16 protein-coding genes and 1 pseudogene are annotated in these 17379 nt (G+C 36.5%); 5 read left to right on the top strand and 12 right to left on the bottom strand.

Going from position 1 to position 17379, the window contains the following annotated elements:
• Nucleotides 1-12: 12 nt before the first annotated feature.
• Nucleotides 13-813: an ABC transporter ATP-binding protein gene (locus NKR20_RS07060; RefSeq protein WP_121215549.1), complete on the bottom strand. Its 801-nt coding sequence runs from the start codon at nucleotides 811-813 to the stop codon at nucleotides 13-15.
• A gap of 889 nt (nucleotides 814-1702) precedes the next feature.
• Between NKR20_RS07060 and NKR20_RS07055 the strand changes: the two genes are divergently transcribed.
• Both NKR20_RS07055 and NKR20_RS07050 read left to right on the top strand, forming a co-directional pair.
• Complete coding sequence (locus tag NKR20_RS07055) at nucleotides 1703-1990, top strand: hypothetical protein (RefSeq protein WP_121215548.1); 288 nt, start codon at nucleotides 1703-1705, stop codon at nucleotides 1988-1990.
• A gap of 295 nt (nucleotides 1991-2285) precedes the next feature.
• A complete protein-coding gene (locus NKR20_RS07050; protein ID WP_121216054.1) occupies nucleotides 2286-3509 on the top strand; it encodes an IS110 family RNA-guided transposase in 1224 nt (407 codons plus the stop codon).
• A gap of 508 nt (nucleotides 3510-4017) precedes the next feature.
• Here NKR20_RS07050 and NKR20_RS07045 read toward each other — a convergent pair.
• The 8 genes from NKR20_RS07045 to NKR20_RS07010 all read right to left on the bottom strand — a co-directional run bounded on the left by NKR20_RS07045 (nucleotide 4018) and on the right by NKR20_RS07010 (nucleotide 12438).
• Entirely contained in the window at nucleotides 4018-5355 is a 1338-nt protein-coding gene (locus tag NKR20_RS07045; protein WP_121215546.1) for an LLM class flavin-dependent oxidoreductase, read from the bottom strand.
• A gap of 98 nt (nucleotides 5356-5453) precedes the next feature.
• Nucleotides 5454-5963: an NADPH-dependent FMN reductase gene (gene ssuE / locus NKR20_RS07040; protein ID WP_121215545.1), complete on the bottom strand. Its 510-nt coding sequence runs from the start codon at nucleotides 5961-5963 to the stop codon at nucleotides 5454-5456.
• Nucleotides 5964-5980: 17 nt separating this feature from the next.
• Nucleotides 5981-7171, bottom strand: a complete 1191-nt coding sequence (locus tag NKR20_RS07035; protein ID WP_121215544.1) for an MFS transporter — start codon at nucleotides 7169-7171, stop codon at nucleotides 5981-5983.
• Nucleotides 7172-7229: 58 nt separating this feature from the next.
• Nucleotides 7230-8576: an LLM class flavin-dependent oxidoreductase gene (locus NKR20_RS07030; protein ID WP_253424798.1), complete on the bottom strand. Its 1347-nt coding sequence runs from the start codon at nucleotides 8574-8576 to the stop codon at nucleotides 7230-7232.
• A 43-nt stretch (nucleotides 8577-8619) separates the two neighbouring features.
• The gene (locus NKR20_RS07025; RefSeq protein WP_121215542.1) at nucleotides 8620-9633 is read right to left on the bottom strand and encodes an ABC transporter substrate-binding protein; all 1014 of its coding nucleotides are present in this window, start codon (nucleotides 9631-9633) and stop codon (nucleotides 8620-8622) included.
• Between the two features lie 91 nt (nucleotides 9634-9724).
• Complete coding sequence (locus NKR20_RS07020; protein WP_121215541.1) at nucleotides 9725-10549, bottom strand: ABC transporter permease; 825 nt, start codon at nucleotides 10547-10549, stop codon at nucleotides 9725-9727.
• 20 nt (nucleotides 10550-10569) lie between these two features.
• Nucleotides 10570-11373, bottom strand: a complete 804-nt coding sequence (locus NKR20_RS07015; RefSeq protein ID WP_253424794.1) for an ABC transporter ATP-binding protein — start codon at nucleotides 11371-11373, stop codon at nucleotides 10570-10572.
• A gap of 423 nt (nucleotides 11374-11796) precedes the next feature.
• Nucleotides 11797-12438: a DNA alkylation repair protein gene (locus NKR20_RS07010; RefSeq protein WP_253424791.1), complete on the bottom strand. Its 642-nt coding sequence runs from the start codon at nucleotides 12436-12438 to the stop codon at nucleotides 11797-11799.
• Between the two features lie 318 nt (nucleotides 12439-12756).
• Between NKR20_RS07010 and NKR20_RS07005 the strand changes: the two genes are divergently transcribed.
• The 3 genes from NKR20_RS07005 to NKR20_RS06995 all read left to right on the top strand — a co-directional run bounded on the left by NKR20_RS07005 (nucleotide 12757) and on the right by NKR20_RS06995 (nucleotide 13867).
• The gene (locus tag NKR20_RS07005) at nucleotides 12757-13095 is read left to right on the top strand and encodes a hypothetical protein (protein ID WP_253424789.1); all 339 of its coding nucleotides are present in this window, start codon (nucleotides 12757-12759) and stop codon (nucleotides 13093-13095) included.
• 119 nt (nucleotides 13096-13214) lie between these two features.
• Nucleotides 13215-13490: a zinc-binding metallopeptidase family protein gene (locus NKR20_RS07000; RefSeq protein ID WP_253424786.1), complete on the top strand. Its 276-nt coding sequence runs from the start codon at nucleotides 13215-13217 to the stop codon at nucleotides 13488-13490.
• The gene (locus tag NKR20_RS06995; protein ID WP_253424782.1) at nucleotides 13487-13867 is read left to right on the top strand and encodes a M20/M25/M40 family metallo-hydrolase; all 381 of its coding nucleotides are present in this window, start codon (nucleotides 13487-13489) and stop codon (nucleotides 13865-13867) included. The genes NKR20_RS07000 and NKR20_RS06995 overlap by 4 nt, the downstream gene beginning before the upstream one ends.
• 72 nt (nucleotides 13868-13939) lie before the next feature.
• Here the strand turns inward: NKR20_RS06995 and NKR20_RS06990 are convergent, their stop codons facing one another.
• The 3 genes and pseudogenes from NKR20_RS06990 to NKR20_RS06980 form a co-directional block, all read right to left on the bottom strand.
• Nucleotides 13940-14896 carry an alpha/beta hydrolase gene (locus NKR20_RS06990; protein ID WP_253424779.1) on the bottom strand — a complete coding sequence of 319 codons (957 nt, stop codon included), beginning with the start codon at nucleotides 14894-14896 and terminating at the stop codon, nucleotides 13940-13942.
• A gap of 62 nt (nucleotides 14897-14958) precedes the next feature.
• Nucleotides 14959-15725: pseudogene (locus NKR20_RS06985) on the bottom strand (SDR family oxidoreductase).
• A 5-nt stretch (nucleotides 15726-15730) separates the two neighbouring features.
• Nucleotides 15731-17350, bottom strand: a complete 1620-nt coding sequence (locus NKR20_RS06980; protein WP_253424776.1) for a flavin-containing monooxygenase — start codon at nucleotides 17348-17350, stop codon at nucleotides 15731-15733.
• Nucleotides 17351-17379 lie beyond the last annotated feature (29 nt).

Genomic DNA, 17379 nt, shown 5'->3' with positions numbered 1-17379 from the left:
ACCCTCCTTTTCTTAAATATGAGCTCCTTGGAATTCCGGCTCATGTAGTAAATTCCATACCTCACGTCTAGCATTTATAAAAGCCGGATTAGATTTTATATCTGCATCCTCTAGACGATCTTTTAATGGAATATCCACAATTTTTTTCACTGTCCCTGGATTCGCTGAAAGCACAACAACTCTTTCTCCTAAGTACACTGCTTCATCAATACCATGTGTAATAAAAATAATCGTTTTGCCTGTTTTCTTCCAAATGCGTAATAATTCAGTTTGTAGTGTTTCGCGAGTTTGTGCATCAAGAGCGGCGAACGGTTCATCCATTAACAACACATCTGGATTAAAAGCTAAGCTTCTTGCGATGGCTACACGCTGCTTCATCCCGCCAGATAGTTCATGAGGATAGCGATCAGCAAAATTCTTTAATCCGACTAAGTCTAAATAATATTCCGCTTTCTCTTTCCGTTCACTTTTTGGAATCCCTTTTGCTTCTAATCCAAACTCAATATTTCCTCGAGCCGTTTTCCATGGAAACAACGCATACTGTTGAAAAACAATACCACGATCTAGTCCTGGTCCTGTAATTTCACGACCATCGATTAAAATTCGTCCTTTTGTTGGCTGTGTTAACCCTGTTAATAGATCAAGTAAAGTAGACTTTCCACATCCACTTGGACCTACTAATGTAATGAATTCTCCCTCTTTTACTGAAAATTCAATATCTTTAATCGCTGTAAATTCACGTTGTGCACCTTTTTTATATTCATCTCGAACTAAAAACTTTTTCGTTACTCGTTCAAATTTGATTTTATCCATCGTATCCCTCCTTATAATTACTATTCCTATAAATTTAGTATGTTTATGAAGTAAAAATTTTTTTATCTATTTTGATAAATACATATACTCCTCTCTCTTTATTAAAGCAAAAGGCTCCCATATCAATTTTGATAGGGAGCCTCTAGTTGTCTAGTAAGCTAAATTTGTTTTTTATTGTTATTTATCATAAATAAAGGAATTTATAATGTCAACTATTTTTGTAGGAATAGTACATTATCACTAAACCGATACAATTCCTAATTATTTTTTCCCATTGAGATGAAACAAAAGCTTTCTTATCTACAATGGTAGAGCCTCTAGATTATCTAGTAAGCTTGTTAGTCATTTATTGTTATTGATATTAAATTAAGGTAAATATAATGTCAACTATTTTTATAAGAATTATCAGTTTTCTTTATTTATGATTCTAAAAATCTACAGAATTATTTCATTTCCATCGTAATTAAACAAATGACTCCCCTATCAAAAGATAAGGGAGCCTCTAGTTTTCTAGTAAGCTAAATTCGTTATATATTGGAATAATAAATAAGAGCCATATATAATGTCAACTATTTTTATAAGAATTATAAATTTCTCCTTTTCTTCAAAGAAAATAACCAATAATAACAATTTAACAAAAACATACAAAACCACTTTACATTGTATGTTTTTAAGTATATTATACAAATATCTAAATATTTCGTATTTAATTTTAACCAACTAGTCAACTAGAGGTTCCTTATTCTAATAATAAGGGACCTCTTTTTTTATAAATGTTCTTTTCATAAAGTATAAGACATTTATAAAACAGATCATGTTTTGAACTATACCCATAAAAATAATTGTACTTTATGATACGGACATTCATTTTTTAAAAGGAGTGACGGAGATGAATAATAGAGTAGTGAAAAATTTATATCACTTACCCGATTTACGATTTGTAAAATGGTGTGAAGACACGTATGCCATTAACCGAGGAGTTTATAATACGATTGATGAAAAACTATATGAGGCAGGTTTTGAGGATATACGAGAACGACGCAATGCCATTATTACTTTTTTAGAAAAACATATTATATTTGATGAACTAAAGTCGAAAAAATATTTTACATTTGGACATGGAAATCTATCTGCAGCTTTACAACAATTTAGTGAAAAAAATTTTTTAGAACAATAGACTACTAAAACGGTATGTTTAATCAGAAAATGTACCTAATTATTGTAACTAAAACATACTAACATTAGTAGTACAAACCAAGGCCATGGTTTGTGCTACTATTTTTTTATAGTAGAAGTGAAGGAAAGTCGAACAGCTCCAGGGACGTATGAGAGTCCGTAAAAAAAACCGGCTAACTTCACATCCTTATATGAATCAGTTTAGTATGTTGGGTCCAAGAGATCGTGTATAAGAAAGTGGAATCGATAAGGCAATGTGAGGACTTCTATGATTGGCTAAAAAGGAGAATAGAATGATGAATCATGTCATTGCGTTAGATGTGAGTAAAGGGAAAAGTTCGGTAGTTATGTATAATCAATATCGACAATGTGAATATGAAGGTGAACTAAATCATACCCGAGTTGATTTTGAACGATTACATAATCGTATTGAAGAAATAACGAAGTTTGATGGACAAGCACCTGAAATTGTCTTTGAAGCAACTGGTGTCTATTCGAAATCGGTAGAAGCATTTTTAAAAAATCATGGTTATACATATAGTCGGATGAACCCGCTTGAAGCGAACCTACAAATGGCAAAAATGCGACGTCATAAGACGGATGTAAGTGATGCACACGAATTAGCGAAAACACACTTTAAAATGGAGCGTGAAACGACATACGTTCAAGAGGATTATTATGAACAGATGCGAGCTCTCACACGTTATTACGATGAAGTGGATGAAGAAATAATTTTACTTAAAAGTCGGATGCATGCGATTTTGCATATGAGCTTCCCAGAGCTTGAAAAACTCATTACACCAAGTTCTGCTTTATTCTTAAATATCGTGCAGCTGTATCCACATCCAGCACTTGTATTAGCCCATTCAAAAACAGTAATTAAAAATCATTTAAAGGCAAATACAAAAAAGAACCTTTCACTTACTCGTGCAGAGAAAAAAGCAATTGAGCTAATCGAAGCAGCGCAAAATAGTTATCCAGCCATTAAACCGACAGATGTTCGATGTGATCAAGTAAAGGATTACGCCATACGGATTGCAGAATTGAAAGATAAAAAAGAAGCGCTTGTCCAACAGATGAAGACGTTATCAAAAGAACGTCAAGAATATCTTGTATTACGTTCTATTCCTGGTGTGGGCGATTCAACCGCTTGTCGTCTGATAGGTGAAATCGGTGATATTCGCCGTTTTAAAAATGCGAAACAATTAAATGCATACGCAGGAATTGATATTATGCGTTATCAATCTGGCAACACACAATATCGGGACCGAATCAATAAGCGTGGGAATAAACATTTGCGAAAAATTTTATATTTCATGATACAAGGGATGCTTATGTTAAAAGAAAAACCCAATCATTTTGCGGATTACTATTATAAATTAAAAAAGCAACCTCAGAGAAAGCCTCATAAGGTTGCGATGATAGCTTGTGTTAATAAATTTTTGAAAGTGACCTTTCAGTTATTAACACGAGGAATCCTATACGATTATGAGTCCGCACTACCAGCTCAGAAATCGTAATAAAACGTAATACAACTATATCATATAGACCTTTCGAAAAAAATAAAAATCGTTAGGTTTTTTCGGCATGAAAAAATTAGTTTTAGAAGGGAGGGGTACCCCTCCCTTCTAAAACTAATTCATTAAAATAAAAGAAATAACTTAAATATACTTGACTAATCGTAAGAAATGGAGTTGTCTGAAAATTCATTTTGAGACAGCTCCTTTGCGACGAGGATAGTGACAACCACCGCAGGAGCAATAATTCATAAGAGATATTTATCAAAAAAGAAAGAAAAGAGGTGTCCAAAAAATTATTACTTTTTGGACACCTCCATTTTTTTGTTTATTTTCAATAGCGGGGTTTGAGATGTTCTTCTAGTTAACATTTTTCTGTTATACAAATAAAAAAATGAGTTCGATGAAATATGTAATATCGAACTCATTCCTTGCAAGCTATCAAAATCTAAGGGGGGACTTCAAAGCTTGCTTTTTTCATATTTTTTTCACTCTGGAAAGATAGTTTAATTTATTGTTTTACAGTTAAATTCTGTTCAGAACTTGTTGGTATTTTTAAGCCTAGGTTTTCGCGTAAAGTTGTTCCTTCGTATTCAGTACGGAAAATGCCTCGGCGTTGTAATTCTGGAATTACTAAATCTACAATATCGTTTAGCCCATCTGGGAATGTTGGTGGTAGCACATTAAAGCCGTCTGCTGCGTCATTTTCAAACCATTCTTGCAATTGATCTGCAATTTGTTCCGGTGTACCGACAATTTCACGATGTCCACGTCCACCTCCAATAAATTCGTATAACTCTCGAATTGTTTTTATATTATTACGCTTCGCAATATCACGTACAATGTTGGCACGAATATTTGGGTTTGTTTCATCTTCAACATCATAATGCTCTGGTAGAGGACCTTCTACATCATAACCTGTTAAATCTGCCCCATAGAAGAATGATAGATATTTTAACCCGACTTCTGGAAGTATATAAGAATTTAATTCGTTACGTTTCGCAATGGCTTCCTCTTCTGTTTTCGCTACTGTAATGAAGACACCTGGCATAATTTTTAAGTCCTCTGGATTACGACCATATTTTGCTAAACGTCCTTTTAAGTCGCGATAAAATGCTTGTGCTTCTTCTAACGTTTGCCATGCTGTGAAAACTACATCTGCTGTACGAGCAGCTAATTCTTTACCAGCCTCTGAAGAACCCGCTTGCACAACGACCGGATGTCCCTGTGGTGATGTTGGTGCGTCCAGTGTCCCTTTTACTTTAAACCATTTTCCTTCATGATTTACTGGGTGTACTTTCGTTAAGTCCAGATATTTACCTGATTCCTTATCAATCACAAGTGCTTCTTTATCTATAGACTGCCAAAGCTTTTTCACAACATCTACGAACTCTCCTGCACGTTCATAGCGTTCTGCATGAGCTAAATGTTTATCTCTACCAAATAAAGGTGCTTCTTTGGCACTGTTTGATGTAACAACATTCCATGCAGCACGCCCTTTTGATAGATGGTCAATGCCGATAAATTTTCGAGCTAATTGGAATGGCTCATTATAAGAAGTAGTTACTGTTGCAACTAATCCAATATTTTTTGTTACTGCAGCTAGTGCTGATTGAATAATGATTGGATCTAATTTAATGCCAGATGGTGAATTTTCTTCTAACTCCTGGCCAAACCCATCCGCAAAGAAAATCGTATCAAACTTGCCACGCTCAGCAATTTTGGCTAACTCTATGAAATAATCTAAATCTAATGATCGTTCTGGTTGTGTTGTCGGAAAACGCCAGCTCGCGAAATGTTGTCCTGGTAAACTAAAGAATGCTCCTAATTTTAATTGTTTTTTGCTCATTGTCATTTCTCCTTTTTATATATTTTTTTATAAAATAAAAGCTCCCACACTCTTTAAAAGAGAGAGGAGCCTCTAGTTTTCTAGTTAGCAAGTTACTATTAAACTGTTACTTGATCCTGAATCAGTTGTTGATGAATTCTTTCTTTAATGCCTTCCTCAATCGTAAAGCCTTGCTCTGATCGTTCAATTTGTTTATCTACAATAAACACACCTTGCGAAATGCTTGTCGCGCCTAATGCTGAAATAACTGGCTTTAAGGCATAATCAATGGCTAATAAATGATGCGCTGTCCCACCTACAGCAATCGGGATAATTTGTTTATTTTCAAATCCTTTTTGCGGAATTAAATCTAAATAAGTTTTTAAAATCCCGGAATAAGCGCCTTTATAAACCGGTGTTAATAAAACGACTACATCTGCCTGTTCCACTAACGTATTTGTTGCTTTGATTGCCTCACTTGCAAAATTGGCTGAGATTAAATCATTGGCAGGTAAATCGAATACCTCAATTGTTGATACCTCTTTTACATTTTCTACAATATACTGTTGAATCGCATTGACACGTGAAGTACGTGCATTTGCTCCATTGATAATCACAGTTTTTGTCATTCTAAATTCCTCCTCCATTAACTTGATGCAAAAGCCCGTTTTTCTTTATTTCCGTAAATCAAATAGTAAATTGGTATACAGATTAATCCGATGCAGGATATTATCATGTACAACGAACGGTAGCCGAGCCCTTCGATAATGTGACCTAAAATATACGGCCCTAAGCCAAAGCCTAAATCGAGAAACATAAAGTAAGTAGCAGTTGCAAGAGCTAGACGAGATGGATCCGCATTTTTCAACGCAATGGTTTGTGCTGCTGAGTTAAAGTTCCCAAAACCTAGCCCCATGCAAGCAGCTGCTAGTATAATCATCCAAGGTGCTGTTGATTGACTATATACAAACATCCCTGTTGCAAATAAGAGCATGCATGGATACACAACAATATTTGCACCTCTTGCATCAATCACTTTCCCTGTAAATGGTCTAGAACAGATTACACACATTGAATGGATGAAAAAGAAATAACCCGCTACTTCTATTAATCCTGTTTCCTTCCCATACAGCGTTAAGTAGGATGTTACACTAGAAAAACTAAATCCAATGGTTAGCATTAACAGTGAAATCGGAACGGCTTGCTTATCGATATAATCGGAAATACGAAATGCTTTTGTTTTCTCAGATACAACTGATGTTTCACTTTCTGGTAGCTGTATACGAACAAACTTAAAGATTAGAATACACACAACGCTTGCTAGGATATTTAAAGCAAACATCCATTCAAACCCGTTATTTAAACTAGTTAATAACATGCCAATGAATGGACCAATTGCTGAACCAAGAACGGCACTTAAGCCATAGTAGCTAATCCCTTCCCCTTTTCGAGAAGGAGGTGTAATTTGTACGCAAATTGTTCCTGTTGATGTGGTGACAAGTCCAACTGTAAAGCCATGTAACATGCGAATAAGTAATAACATTTCAATCCCATTTGCGAAAAAGTAACAAATTGATACGAGTACTGATCCCAAAAGACCAGAAACAAGTACATGCAATATGCCAAACTTTGCAATGAACTTCCCAACTAATAATCTTCCTATTAGGGATCCCAAAACAAAGATGCTTGCTGCCAAACCAGCCGTGCTGACTGACACGTGATATGTTTCTACTGCATAGTTAGACATTGTCACCATTAATAAGAAATACATAATGGTTAATAAAAAGTTTACAAAGGACGTAACAATAAATTCCTTTGTCCATAGCTTTTGTTCCATGCCTTACACACCTTTAACCTATTATCCCTCCAGATTAAATAGGGATTTAGGGGAAATTTTATACTTCTTGTGTGATTTTTTGTTGAGTATGCGGATTCGTTGGGCGTTTCAGACCAAGGTTTTCTCGTAATGTTGACCCTGTATACTCTGTTTTAAATAATCCGCGACGTTGTAATTCTGGAATCACAAGTTCTACAATGTCATTTAAGCCTTGTGGGAAAGTTGGTGCCATGATATTAAAACCATCTGCCGCATCATTCTCAAACCATTCTTGTAACGCATCTGCTACTTGAGTTGGTGTACCTACGATTTCACGGTGACCGCGCGCTCCTGCAATATTGTTGTATAATTCGCGCAATGTCTTTAATCCTTTTCTCTCAACAATTCCCTTTACAATACCAGAGCGAATATTCGGATTCGTTCCGTCAACTTGTTGGCCATTAAAGTCAGGAATTGGACCTTCAAAGTCATGATTTGATAAATCCACTCCAGTAAAGGTAGATAAATAAGCTAATCCTACTTCTGGAGTAATATAGTTATTTAGCTGTTGGTGTTTTGCGATTGCTTCTTCTTCTGTTTCTGCTACGACAATGAAAGCACCTGGCAAAACTTTTAAATCTTCCGGATCACGACCATATTTGGCTAAGCGTCCTTTTACGTCTTTATAAAACGCTTGTGCATCCTCTAATGTTTGCCATGCTGTGAAAATCACTTCAGCCGTTTTAGCAGCTAATTCTTTTCCAGCCTCAGATGAACCCGCCTGCACAATTACTGGGTGTCCTTGTGGTGTAGAAGGTGCATCTAATGTTCCTTTTACTTTAAAGAATTTCCCTTCATGATTAAGTTCCGTCACTTTCTCTAAGTCATAATAACGACCACTTTCCTTATCAATAATCAAAGCTTCTTCATCAATCGAATACCATAACTTTTTCACCACATCCACAAATTCATCAGCACGCTCATAACGCTCTGCATGTTGATAGTGTGCATCACGTCCGAATAACAGTGCCTCACGCTCATTTGCCGATGTTACAACATTCCAAGCTGCACGACCATTTGATAAATGATCAATCGCCGCAAATTTACGTGCTACATGGAATGGGTCATTATAAGACGTTGTTAAAGTAGCTGTTAAACCAATATTTTTTGTCACAGCTGCTAATGCAGAGATAATAACTACTGGATCTAGTTTTAAACCTGAATGAGCATTCTCTTGAATCTGTTGTCCAAATACATCTGCGAAGAATAAATTATCAAATTTACCACGTTCTGCAATTTGCGCAATTTCTGTTAAATACGATAAATCTGTTACCTTTCGCACTTCCGATTGAGGATGTCTCCAGCTTGCCACATGGTGTCCTGGTAGATTAATAAATGCTCCTAAAGCTAATTGTTTTTTTGCCATTTCCAATCACTCCTATTAATTTAGTAGACTTTTATTCAAAAAATTATTTAGCATATGGATTAAACTCATTTGTATATAAGTCTTCTACTTTCACTTGACCTTCTTTTATTTCACCGCTTTTTACTAACCAATCAATCCAAACTTGGAATTCTTTTTCAGCAATTACTCCACCTTCTTCGGCAATCCCTGTGCTCTTCCAGTATTTTAAATTTTCAGTCGTTTCATTGCCTTCTCGTGCCGAAACAATTTCTTCAAACTTTGCAATGACTTCTTCACGAGGCGTTGTTCTAGCCCATTCGATTGCTTTTGCTACACCTTCTACAAATGTTTTTACTGTATCTGGATTTTCTTTAATATACTTTTCTGTGAAGAAATATTCTCCAGCAGTAAATTCGCCAAACAAGTCGATATCTCTAAATAAAAGATGCAGACCGCCATTTTCAAGTGCTCTATCTCTTCCAATACCACCAAGACTTACTACATCCACTTGACCTGCACGTAAAATTTGTTCAGCACTTGCACTTGGAATAACAACTAACTCAACATGGCTAATTTCTTCTTCTGTTAACCCCCCATCACGTAAAAACTGTTTAATGATAAATTCATTTTGTGCTCCTAACGTATTAACGCCTACTTTTTTCCCGATTAAATCTTTCGCAGTCTTAATTCCGCTACCTTCTAATGTATAATATCCACCAAATGTATTTTCATCACTTCCATAAGACGCTACAACGGATTTTATCTTTACGCCTTGTGCATAGGATTTAATAATGGCACCATTAAATGCAAAACCAAAATCGATTTCACCTGTTGCTGTTAATTGAATACTTTCTGGACCACCAACTTGATCGCTTACCTTTTCTAACTTAATATCACCTAAATATCCAAGTGCTTCTGCTAATTCTGGGTAGTATACACTGCCCGGCACACTTTGGTATTGTAAAACTTTATCTTGACCGTCTGCTTCTGCATTATTTGCTGCATCACTACTTGAACATGCCGCTAAAATTGCTATAGTAGCACTTATTACTAATAAAAATAACCAATTTTTCCTCATACTCTATTCCCCATTCTATTTATATTTTTAATAGCTCATTTCCTTACAAAACAAATAATTTTAGTCGGTATTAATCTTAAAAAATTTACACTTATTGCTTCCAACGTGAGAAGTAACGTTCTGCACTTGAAAGACCGTAGTTAATTAATAAACCTAATAATGAAATTGTTATAATTCCTGCATACATCTCGGCAATTAAGAAGTTATATTGCGAGTACGTAATGAAATAACCAAGCCCAGCTTTTGCCCCAATCATCTCTGCTGCAATTAGTACTAAAATTGCCCCCGTCCCAGCCATACGAATCCCCGTGAAAATCGTTGGTACTGAGGCTGGTAAAATAACTTTGTAGAATAATTTAAAGGATGAAATATTCATAGAGCGTGCTGATTTAATTAGTAATGGATCTACGTTTTTTACGGCAGAAATTGTATTTAGTAACACCGGCCATGTACATGCAAATAATACAATGGAAATTTTAGATACTTCCCCAATACCTAAGATTAAAATGAATACTGGTAATAAAGCTAACGCCGCTGTGTTACGAAATAGTTCTAAAATCGGTGTTAGTAGGTCTCGTGCTAATGGATACCAACCGATGATTAGCCCCAATGGAATTGCCACTGCTAATGCTAATAAAAATCCAAATAAGGAACGTAATATACTCGCTTGAAAGTGTCTCCACAATTCGCCAGATACAAGTAAGTCCCACCAAGCACGTATTACCTCTGAAAAAGGTGGTAAAAATGTCCTTTCAACTATCCCTAACTGTGGGGCAAGCTCCCATAACAAAACAAATAATATAAGGACGATAGAATTTTTAAATGCTTTTACAAAGGCCGATAGCGATGGTGAAGAAGACTTTTGTGGTTTACTCGGTTTATTCAGTTTTGTTGCTGGTTTATTTATCGTTACCATGTAAAAAAACCTCCTTTTTCTTAAATATGAGCGCCTTGAAACTCCGGCTCATGTAGTAAATTCCATACCTCACGTCTAGCACTGATGAAAGCCGGATTTGATTTCACATCTGCATCCTCTAGACGATCTTTTAGTGGAATATCCACAATTTTTTTCACTGTACCTGGATTGGCTGTTAGTACAACCACTCGCTCACCTAAATACACTGCTTCATCAATGCCATGGGTAATAAAAATAATCGTTTTCCCTGTCTTCTTCCAAATGCGTAATAGTTCAGTTTGTAGTGTTTCACGAGTTTGTGCATCTAGAGCTGCAAATGGTTCATCCATTAACAACACATCTGGATTGAAAGCTAAACTTCTTGCAATGGCTACACGCTGCTTCATCCCGCCAGATAGTTCATGAGGATAGCGATCAGCAAAATTTTTTAATCCGACTAAGTCTAAATAATATTCCGCTTTTTCTTTCCGTTCACTTTTGGGAATCCCTTTTGCTTCTAATCCAAACTCAATATTTCCTCGAGCTGTTTTCCATGGAAACAAGGCATATTGTTGAAAGACAATGCCTCGGTCTAGTCCTGGCCCTGTAATTTCACGACCATCGATTAATATTCGACCTTTTGTTGGCTTTGTTAAACCTGTTAGCAAATCAAGTAAAGTAGACTTTCCACATCCACTTGGACCTACTAATGTAATGAATTCACCCTCGCTTACTGTAAACTCAATATTCTGAATGGCTGTAAATTCTCGTTGTGCTCCTTTTTTATGTTCATCTCGAACTAGAAACTTTTTCGTTACTCGTTCAAATTTAATTTTATCCATCATACTCCTCCTTATATAACTATTCCTATAAGTTTAGTATTCTTAAGGTGTAAAAAAATTAGTCTTTTATTCTATATTGAAGAATGCATAAACCCCTTTCTATTAAAGCAAAAGGCTCCCATATCTAAATTAGATTGGGAGCCTCTAGGTTGACTAGTGAGCTTTATTAGTATTTTGTTGTAACTAATAATAAATATTGGCAATTGTAATGTCAACTATTTTTATAAGAATAGTTAGTTATTACTAAAACTATGCCATTCACAATGAATTCATCCCCGTCATACAAATAAAAACTCCCTTATCTATTGGATAAAGGAGCCTCTAGTTTGTACAGTGAGCCAAATTGTTTATTTATTGGTATTAATAATAAATAAGACGAATTAAAATGTCAACTATTTTTATAAGAATTGTCAGTTTAATTATTCATTATTTATTTTGTCGTTTATTCACTTCAATCCGAATGAACTCTGGTAAATAGTTCGGTGTACATCCTTTTGATACATGTTCATCCTTGTAAAGACCCGTTCTCTCCCCTATTTTAATACAACGCTCACGATAATTTTCATCATAAACGCCTATCCAGCCCGCTAGAAAATTCATCGCCCATTGAACTTCCGGTTCTTCCTGCATCATCGTAGCTTCTATTGTAGCGAGTAAGTCTTCAGTGTTATCTGGCGGTGTTTGACCAGCCCATCTCAAACGCCCTTGATAATACCAAAACGTTCGTCTTTGAAGTGCTGAGGGACTATTTTCCCATGACTCCATTAATGCAATTAACTTCTTATCTTTTGAGAGTTGATTCGCCATCAACCAATCCATTAAAGTATTTCGTTCAACAAAAGTGTGTATCAACATATCTTTACAAATTTTATCTAGCACATCTGATGTAAGAAGTTTTTTATCCATAATTAAAATTGCTAATAGTCTAGGTAAATGCTCTTCCGTTGACCAAAGTTCCATTGCAAGTTCGTGATCTTTTTTAATTTCTTTTGCGATTTTTCGTAAGTCGCCAAGCTTTGTATTACTGTTGATCTGGGAAAGTATGGTTTCTACTTTTGTAGAGATCATGTTTATTCAGCTCCTTTATAAAGCTTTGTTTCGTTAATTATCATCATCAATAAGTCCATTATATACAAGAGTCTAGACCTATGGCAGAAAGAAACGCCCTTACACCCAGTTTAGAGAGCCGCTGTAACGGGTACTTCCAGTAGGGACACTATTTCCAAAACAACTATTATTCAGACACTACTATATTACGATAGAATTATGGCTATCTCTTTAGAGCGTCCCCTTCTTATAAAGTCTGTTTTTCTATGAGACCACAGATGGTATACAGCTAAAATGAATTAAAACTAGAAAAATAGTTCATGCGGAAGGAGTAAAAAGATGAAAGTTCAAAACTATGAGTTGGCAAAGAAACTAAGTCATGAATTACATCAACATCCTGAGCTTTCTAATGAAGAAGTTTGGACGAAACAATATTTAATGGAGTTTTTAAAAGCAAACACAAATCTAGAACTTGTCGATAAAAGAAATTGGTTCTACGCCATTTATCGTGCAGGAGTAAACAAACCAAACATTGCATTCCGTGCAGATTTTGACGCATTACTAATGGATGAAGTCATTGATCTACCATGGGGATCAAAAATTCCAGGAACTGCTCACAAATGTGGTCATGATGGACATTCAGCAACTCTCGCAGGATTGGCCTTAGAAATCGATTAAGAAGGAGCAGATTAATACATCTTTTTCCTTTTCCAGCCGGCTGAAGAAACAGGAGAAGCATTCAATGTGTTGAACTCATTAGAGAACATCAAATTGATGAAGTATATGACTACCGTAATATGAGTGGCTTACCATATAAGTCAGTCGGCATTATGGATGGGACAATCATGTGTGCATCAAAAGGAATGACAATCCATTTCAAAGGTATTCCAACCCATGCAAGTCAGCCAGAAACAGGAATCAATCCTTCTTTTGCAATCGGTAATATTCTTGGGGCAATTCCTAAATTCACTTCCCCTGAAAAAAATAAGGGGCTAATCCTATGTACAGTTATACAAATTAATGTTGGGAAAAAGCTTTTGGGATTGCTGCATCAAAAGGTGACCTTCGAATGACAATCCGTGCTCTTTACGAAGAAGAACTGGACCGTCTTCAAAAAAACCTAGAAAACTATGCAAAAGTGCAAGCAGAAGAACATGGATTAAAGGTGAGTTTTGAGTATAACGATGAATTCCCAGAAACAGCAAATCATAAAGAAAATGCAGATAAAGTTCGATTTGTCGCAAAAGCAATAGGAATGAAATTAGTAGAATTGCATGAAGCCATCCGAGGTTCCGAAGACTTTGGATATTATACGAAGTTAACAAAAGGAGCGTTTTTCTTTATCGGAAATGGTGAAGATTATCCACATATTCATACAGATGAATATGACTTCCGTGATGAATTGATTAAAACGGGAGTTGAACTATTTAAAGGATTAGTAAAATTATAAAAATCGTAAATTGAAACAGCGGAATCGTTAAAAGGCCCGTCTCAAAGGACTTTTCAGACGGGCACTTCAAAACTATTTCACTTCTACTTCAATTGTTCGATTCAATCCAAATTTCACCGCATTAATATATTCTTGAACCGCTTTGTTTGCGATGTCTGCGTGTGGATTTAATGTCTCGAAGGCATGGTATCCACCTGCATATAAATGGAAGTCAACATCGACACCAGCTTGTGCCAATTTCGTTACGTATTGTAACGTTTCATCACGGAATGGATCCAGTTGGCCAACGCAAGTGTATGTGTACGGTAATCCTTTTAAATCTTCAACCGTTGCTCGAGCTGGCGCCGCGTGGTAAGGGATATTATCAGTTCCCTTTAAATCGCCAAGATACATCGACCAGCCAGCTTCATTTAGACTATAATTCCAAATGAAGTTCCCTGTAATTTCTTTATTCGAGAAGTTATCATTTAAATCGTTAATCATCGGATATAAAGGCATTTGGAAAATGAGGTTTGGACCTTTGCGATCTTTTGCTAACAATGCTAAGGCTGCCGTTAAGCCCCCACCCGCGCTTGCACCGGCAATACCGATACGATTTGCGTCAATATTTAATGCTTGGCTATTATCAGCAATCCACTTTAATGCACTATAGCAATCTTCTAAAGGTGCTGGATATGGATGCTCTGGTGCTAAACGATAGTCAACAGACACTACTGTACAGCCTGCTTCTTTTACGAAACGCTGACAAAGTCCGTCATCACCCTCTGGTACACCAATTACATATCCCCCACCATGTATCCATAACAAGGCAGGCACTGTTTCTGTTCGTCCTTTTAACTGATAAATTCGTACGCGTAACGAATTGCCATCTGGACCATTAATGAACTTGTCCTCTACATGGATATCCTCTTCAATCGGTGCTGTTGGTGAATTTGCCATTCCTTCGCGCACTGCATCAAGGTAATCTAAGTTTAATGGCGGAAATGCATCTAATAAATCTCTTAAATCCGGATGTACACGTTTAATCATATTTATTCCCCCTATGTTATCGCTTTCATTTTTTACTCTATTAATCTATTACGGAACTACTATTAATATGCCAACCAACCTGCATCAACTGGAATCACTGCACCATTAATAAAGCTTCCCTGTTCACTCGCAACTAGTAATATAACATTTGCAACATCCTGTGCTTCTGCTAATTTTGGAGCATTCATTGCGCCTGATCCTACTTTTTGCTGCCCTAACTGATGTGGATTTTTAAATACGGTACCCATTTCTGTATTAACCCCACCTGGAGCCAATGCGTTACAACGTATCCCTTGATCCGCATACATAAATGCCGTATTTTTCGTCAACCCAATAATGCCATGCTTTGCAGCTGTATAGGCCACGCCAGCACGGGAACCACCTACACCCGCTGCTGAGGATAAGTTAATAATCGTACCGTGTTGTTGAAGTAAAAATGTTTGTGCAGCCGCGCGACACATTCTCATCGTGCCGGTCAAATTAATATCGATTATTTTTGACAATTTTCATCCTGTACGTCGCCTACAGGAGAAAAATTATCCATAAAGCCCGCATTATTCACGACAATATCAACTTTCCCATAGGTTGCTAGAGTTTGCTCAAATACTTGTTCTACATCTTCCGCTGACGTAATATCCACTTTTAACGCGATGGCTTCTCCATTATTTGCGTTAATTTCGCTTACGGTTTCCTTCGCTTTTTCTAATTGGATATCTGTCACAACAACTTTCGCCCCATGCTGCGCAAAAAGTAGTGCTGTTGCTTTGCCAATGCCTTGTGCTGCACCTGTAATAATCGCTACCTTATCTTGAAGTAACAAATTACTCACACTCCTTAAATTTCCCGTATCGATGAATAAAGTTGGAATTCTTCATAACCTGAAGCCGCAACTGCATCGCATTTTTTCCGGTAATTATCAAAGCCACCAAGATAAATTAAGAAGCTTCGAGGTTTTCCTTCAATGTTGGCACCGGTATACCATGAGTCTCCTTTTGTATACAGGGTCATCTCTGCAATTTCACGGTTATGTTTGCTCCATGCCTCTTCTGCATCCTTTGAAGGCTCAATTGCATCAATGTTTTGTTTTTCCATATAATTGATACAATCTACAATCCAATCAACATGCTGCTCGATGGCAATCGGCATCACGACTAGTACTGAAGGGCTTTCTGGTCCTGTAATCATGAAGAAATTCGGGAAATCTTTCGTAGCTAAACCTAGGAATGTTCGAACTTTACCTCCGTTTTCCCATTTTTCATTTAACGACATGCCATTTCGTCCTTTAATGTCCATACGTAATAAAGGACCTGTCATACCGTCATAGCCTGTTGCAAAGATAAGGACATCCAATTCAATCTCTTTTGTCGTTGTTTTAATACCCTTTGCTGTAATTTTTTCAATTGGGGTTTTCCGTAAATTCACTAAGCGTACGTTCGGGCGATTGTACGTTTCATAATAGTCCGTCCCTAATGTTAGACGTTTCACCCCATACATGTAATTTGGTGTCAATGCTTCTGCTGTTTCTGGGTCTTTCACTATATTTTTTATTTTTTTACGGATAAACTCTGACACATACTCATTTGCTTGTTCATTGACCATTAAATCATAATAAGTGGTCGTCATTTGGAACCCACCGATTTTCCAAGCTTCTTCAAATACGGCTTCACGCTCTTCTGCCGTATCTTCAAGGGCTGATTTATTACGAGGTACTATTGCACTGCCAGATGGAGAATAGTGTAAGAGTTTTCGAGTTTCTTCAAATTTTTCTTTCGATTCCTCAATAAATCCTTGAGTATAATCATAATTGTTTGCTGGTAAAACGTATTGTGCCGTACGTTGGAACACCGTTAATTGTGAGGCAACTCTTGCAACCTCGGGAATCGTTTGTACACCGCTTGATCCTGTCCCTATAACACCCACTCGTTTGTTCGTTAGGTCGACACCTTCTCTCGGCCATTTTCCAGTATGATACGCTTCCCCTTCAAATTGATCGAAGCCTTCAATTTTTGGTATATTCGTTGCCGACAAACAGCCCACTGCGGAAATAAAATATTTCGCCTTTACGATTTCTCCTTTTTTTAGTTGGACATTCCAAATGTTATGTTCTTCATCAAAGGTTGCTCCTAAAACTTGCGTATTAAATTGGATATCTTTTCTTAAATCTAATTCGTCTGCTACAAAATTTAAGTAATTTAATATTTCTTCTTGTTTTGGGTATTTGGAAGTCCAATTCCACTTTTTATATAACTCTTCGGAAAAAGTATAACAATAATAGATGCTATCAATATCACACTTAGCACCCGGGTATAAATTCCAGTACCATACACCCCCAACATCTGTACCTGCCTCATAAACAACTGCATTTAAGTTCGATTCGCGAAGCTTATGAAGCATATAAAGACCTGCAAATCCTGCACCAACAACCACTACATCGACATATTTTTGATTTTGCATACTAGTCCCCCCCTTATCGAGTACAACTT

It is taken from the genome of Ureibacillus endophyticus, assembly GCF_024159215.1.
Lineage (GTDB): Bacteria > Bacillota > Bacilli > Bacillales_A > Planococcaceae > Ureibacillus > Ureibacillus endophyticus.
Note: the sequence above shows the minus strand (reverse complement) of the source record. Positions and strands in the feature narration are given on the sequence as shown.

Bases quoted from the DNA above. Each gene is read 5' to 3' on its own strand.
- NKR20_RS07000 (WP_253424786.1), top strand. From the start codon at position 13,215: ATGAGTGGCTTACCATATAAGTCAGTCGGCATTATGGATGGGACAATC.
- NKR20_RS07045 (WP_121215546.1), bottom strand. From the start codon at position 5,355: ATGAGCAAAAAACAATTAAAATTAGGAGCATTCTTTAGTTTACCAGGA.
- NKR20_RS07050 (WP_121216054.1), top strand. From the start codon at position 2,286: ATGAATCATGTCATTGCGTTAGATGTGAGTAAAGGGAAAAGTTCGGTA.
- NKR20_RS07055 (WP_121215548.1), top strand. From the start codon at position 1,703: ATGAATAATAGAGTAGTGAAAAATTTATATCACTTACCCGATTTACGA.
- NKR20_RS07035 (WP_121215544.1), bottom strand. From the start codon at position 7,171: ATGGAACAAAAGCTATGGACAAAGGAATTTATTGTTACGTCCTTTGTA.
- NKR20_RS07015 (WP_253424794.1), bottom strand. From the start codon at position 11,373: ATGATGGATAAAATTAAATTTGAACGAGTAACGAAAAAGTTTCTAGTT.
- NKR20_RS07025 (WP_121215542.1), bottom strand. From the start codon at position 9,633: ATGAGGAAAAATTGGTTATTTTTATTAGTAATAAGTGCTACTATAGCA.
- NKR20_RS06990 (WP_253424779.1), bottom strand. From the start codon at position 14,896: ATGATTAAACGTGTACATCCGGATTTAAGAGATTTATTAGATGCATTT.
- NKR20_RS07010 (WP_253424791.1), bottom strand. From the start codon at position 12,438: ATGATCTCTACAAAAGTAGAAACCATACTTTCCCAGATCAACAGTAAT.
- ssuE (WP_121215545.1), bottom strand. From the start codon at position 5,963: ATGACAAAAACTGTGATTATCAATGGAGCAAATGCACGTACTTCACGT.
- NKR20_RS07005 (WP_253424789.1), top strand. From the start codon at position 12,757: ATGAAAGTTCAAAACTATGAGTTGGCAAAGAAACTAAGTCATGAATTA.
- NKR20_RS06995 (WP_253424782.1), top strand. From the start codon at position 13,487: ATGACAATCCGTGCTCTTTACGAAGAAGAACTGGACCGTCTTCAAAAA.
- NKR20_RS06980 (WP_253424776.1), bottom strand. From the start codon at position 17,350: ATGCAAAATCAAAAATATGTCGATGTAGTGGTTGTTGGTGCAGGATTT.
- NKR20_RS07060 (WP_121215549.1), bottom strand. From the start codon at position 813: ATGGATAAAATCAAATTTGAACGAGTAACGAAAAAGTTTTTAGTTCGA.
- NKR20_RS07020 (WP_121215541.1), bottom strand. From the start codon at position 10,549: ATGGTAACGATAAATAAACCAGCAACAAAACTGAATAAACCGAGTAAA.
- NKR20_RS07030 (WP_253424798.1), bottom strand. From the start codon at position 8,576: ATGGCAAAAAAACAATTAGCTTTAGGAGCATTTATTAATCTACCAGGA.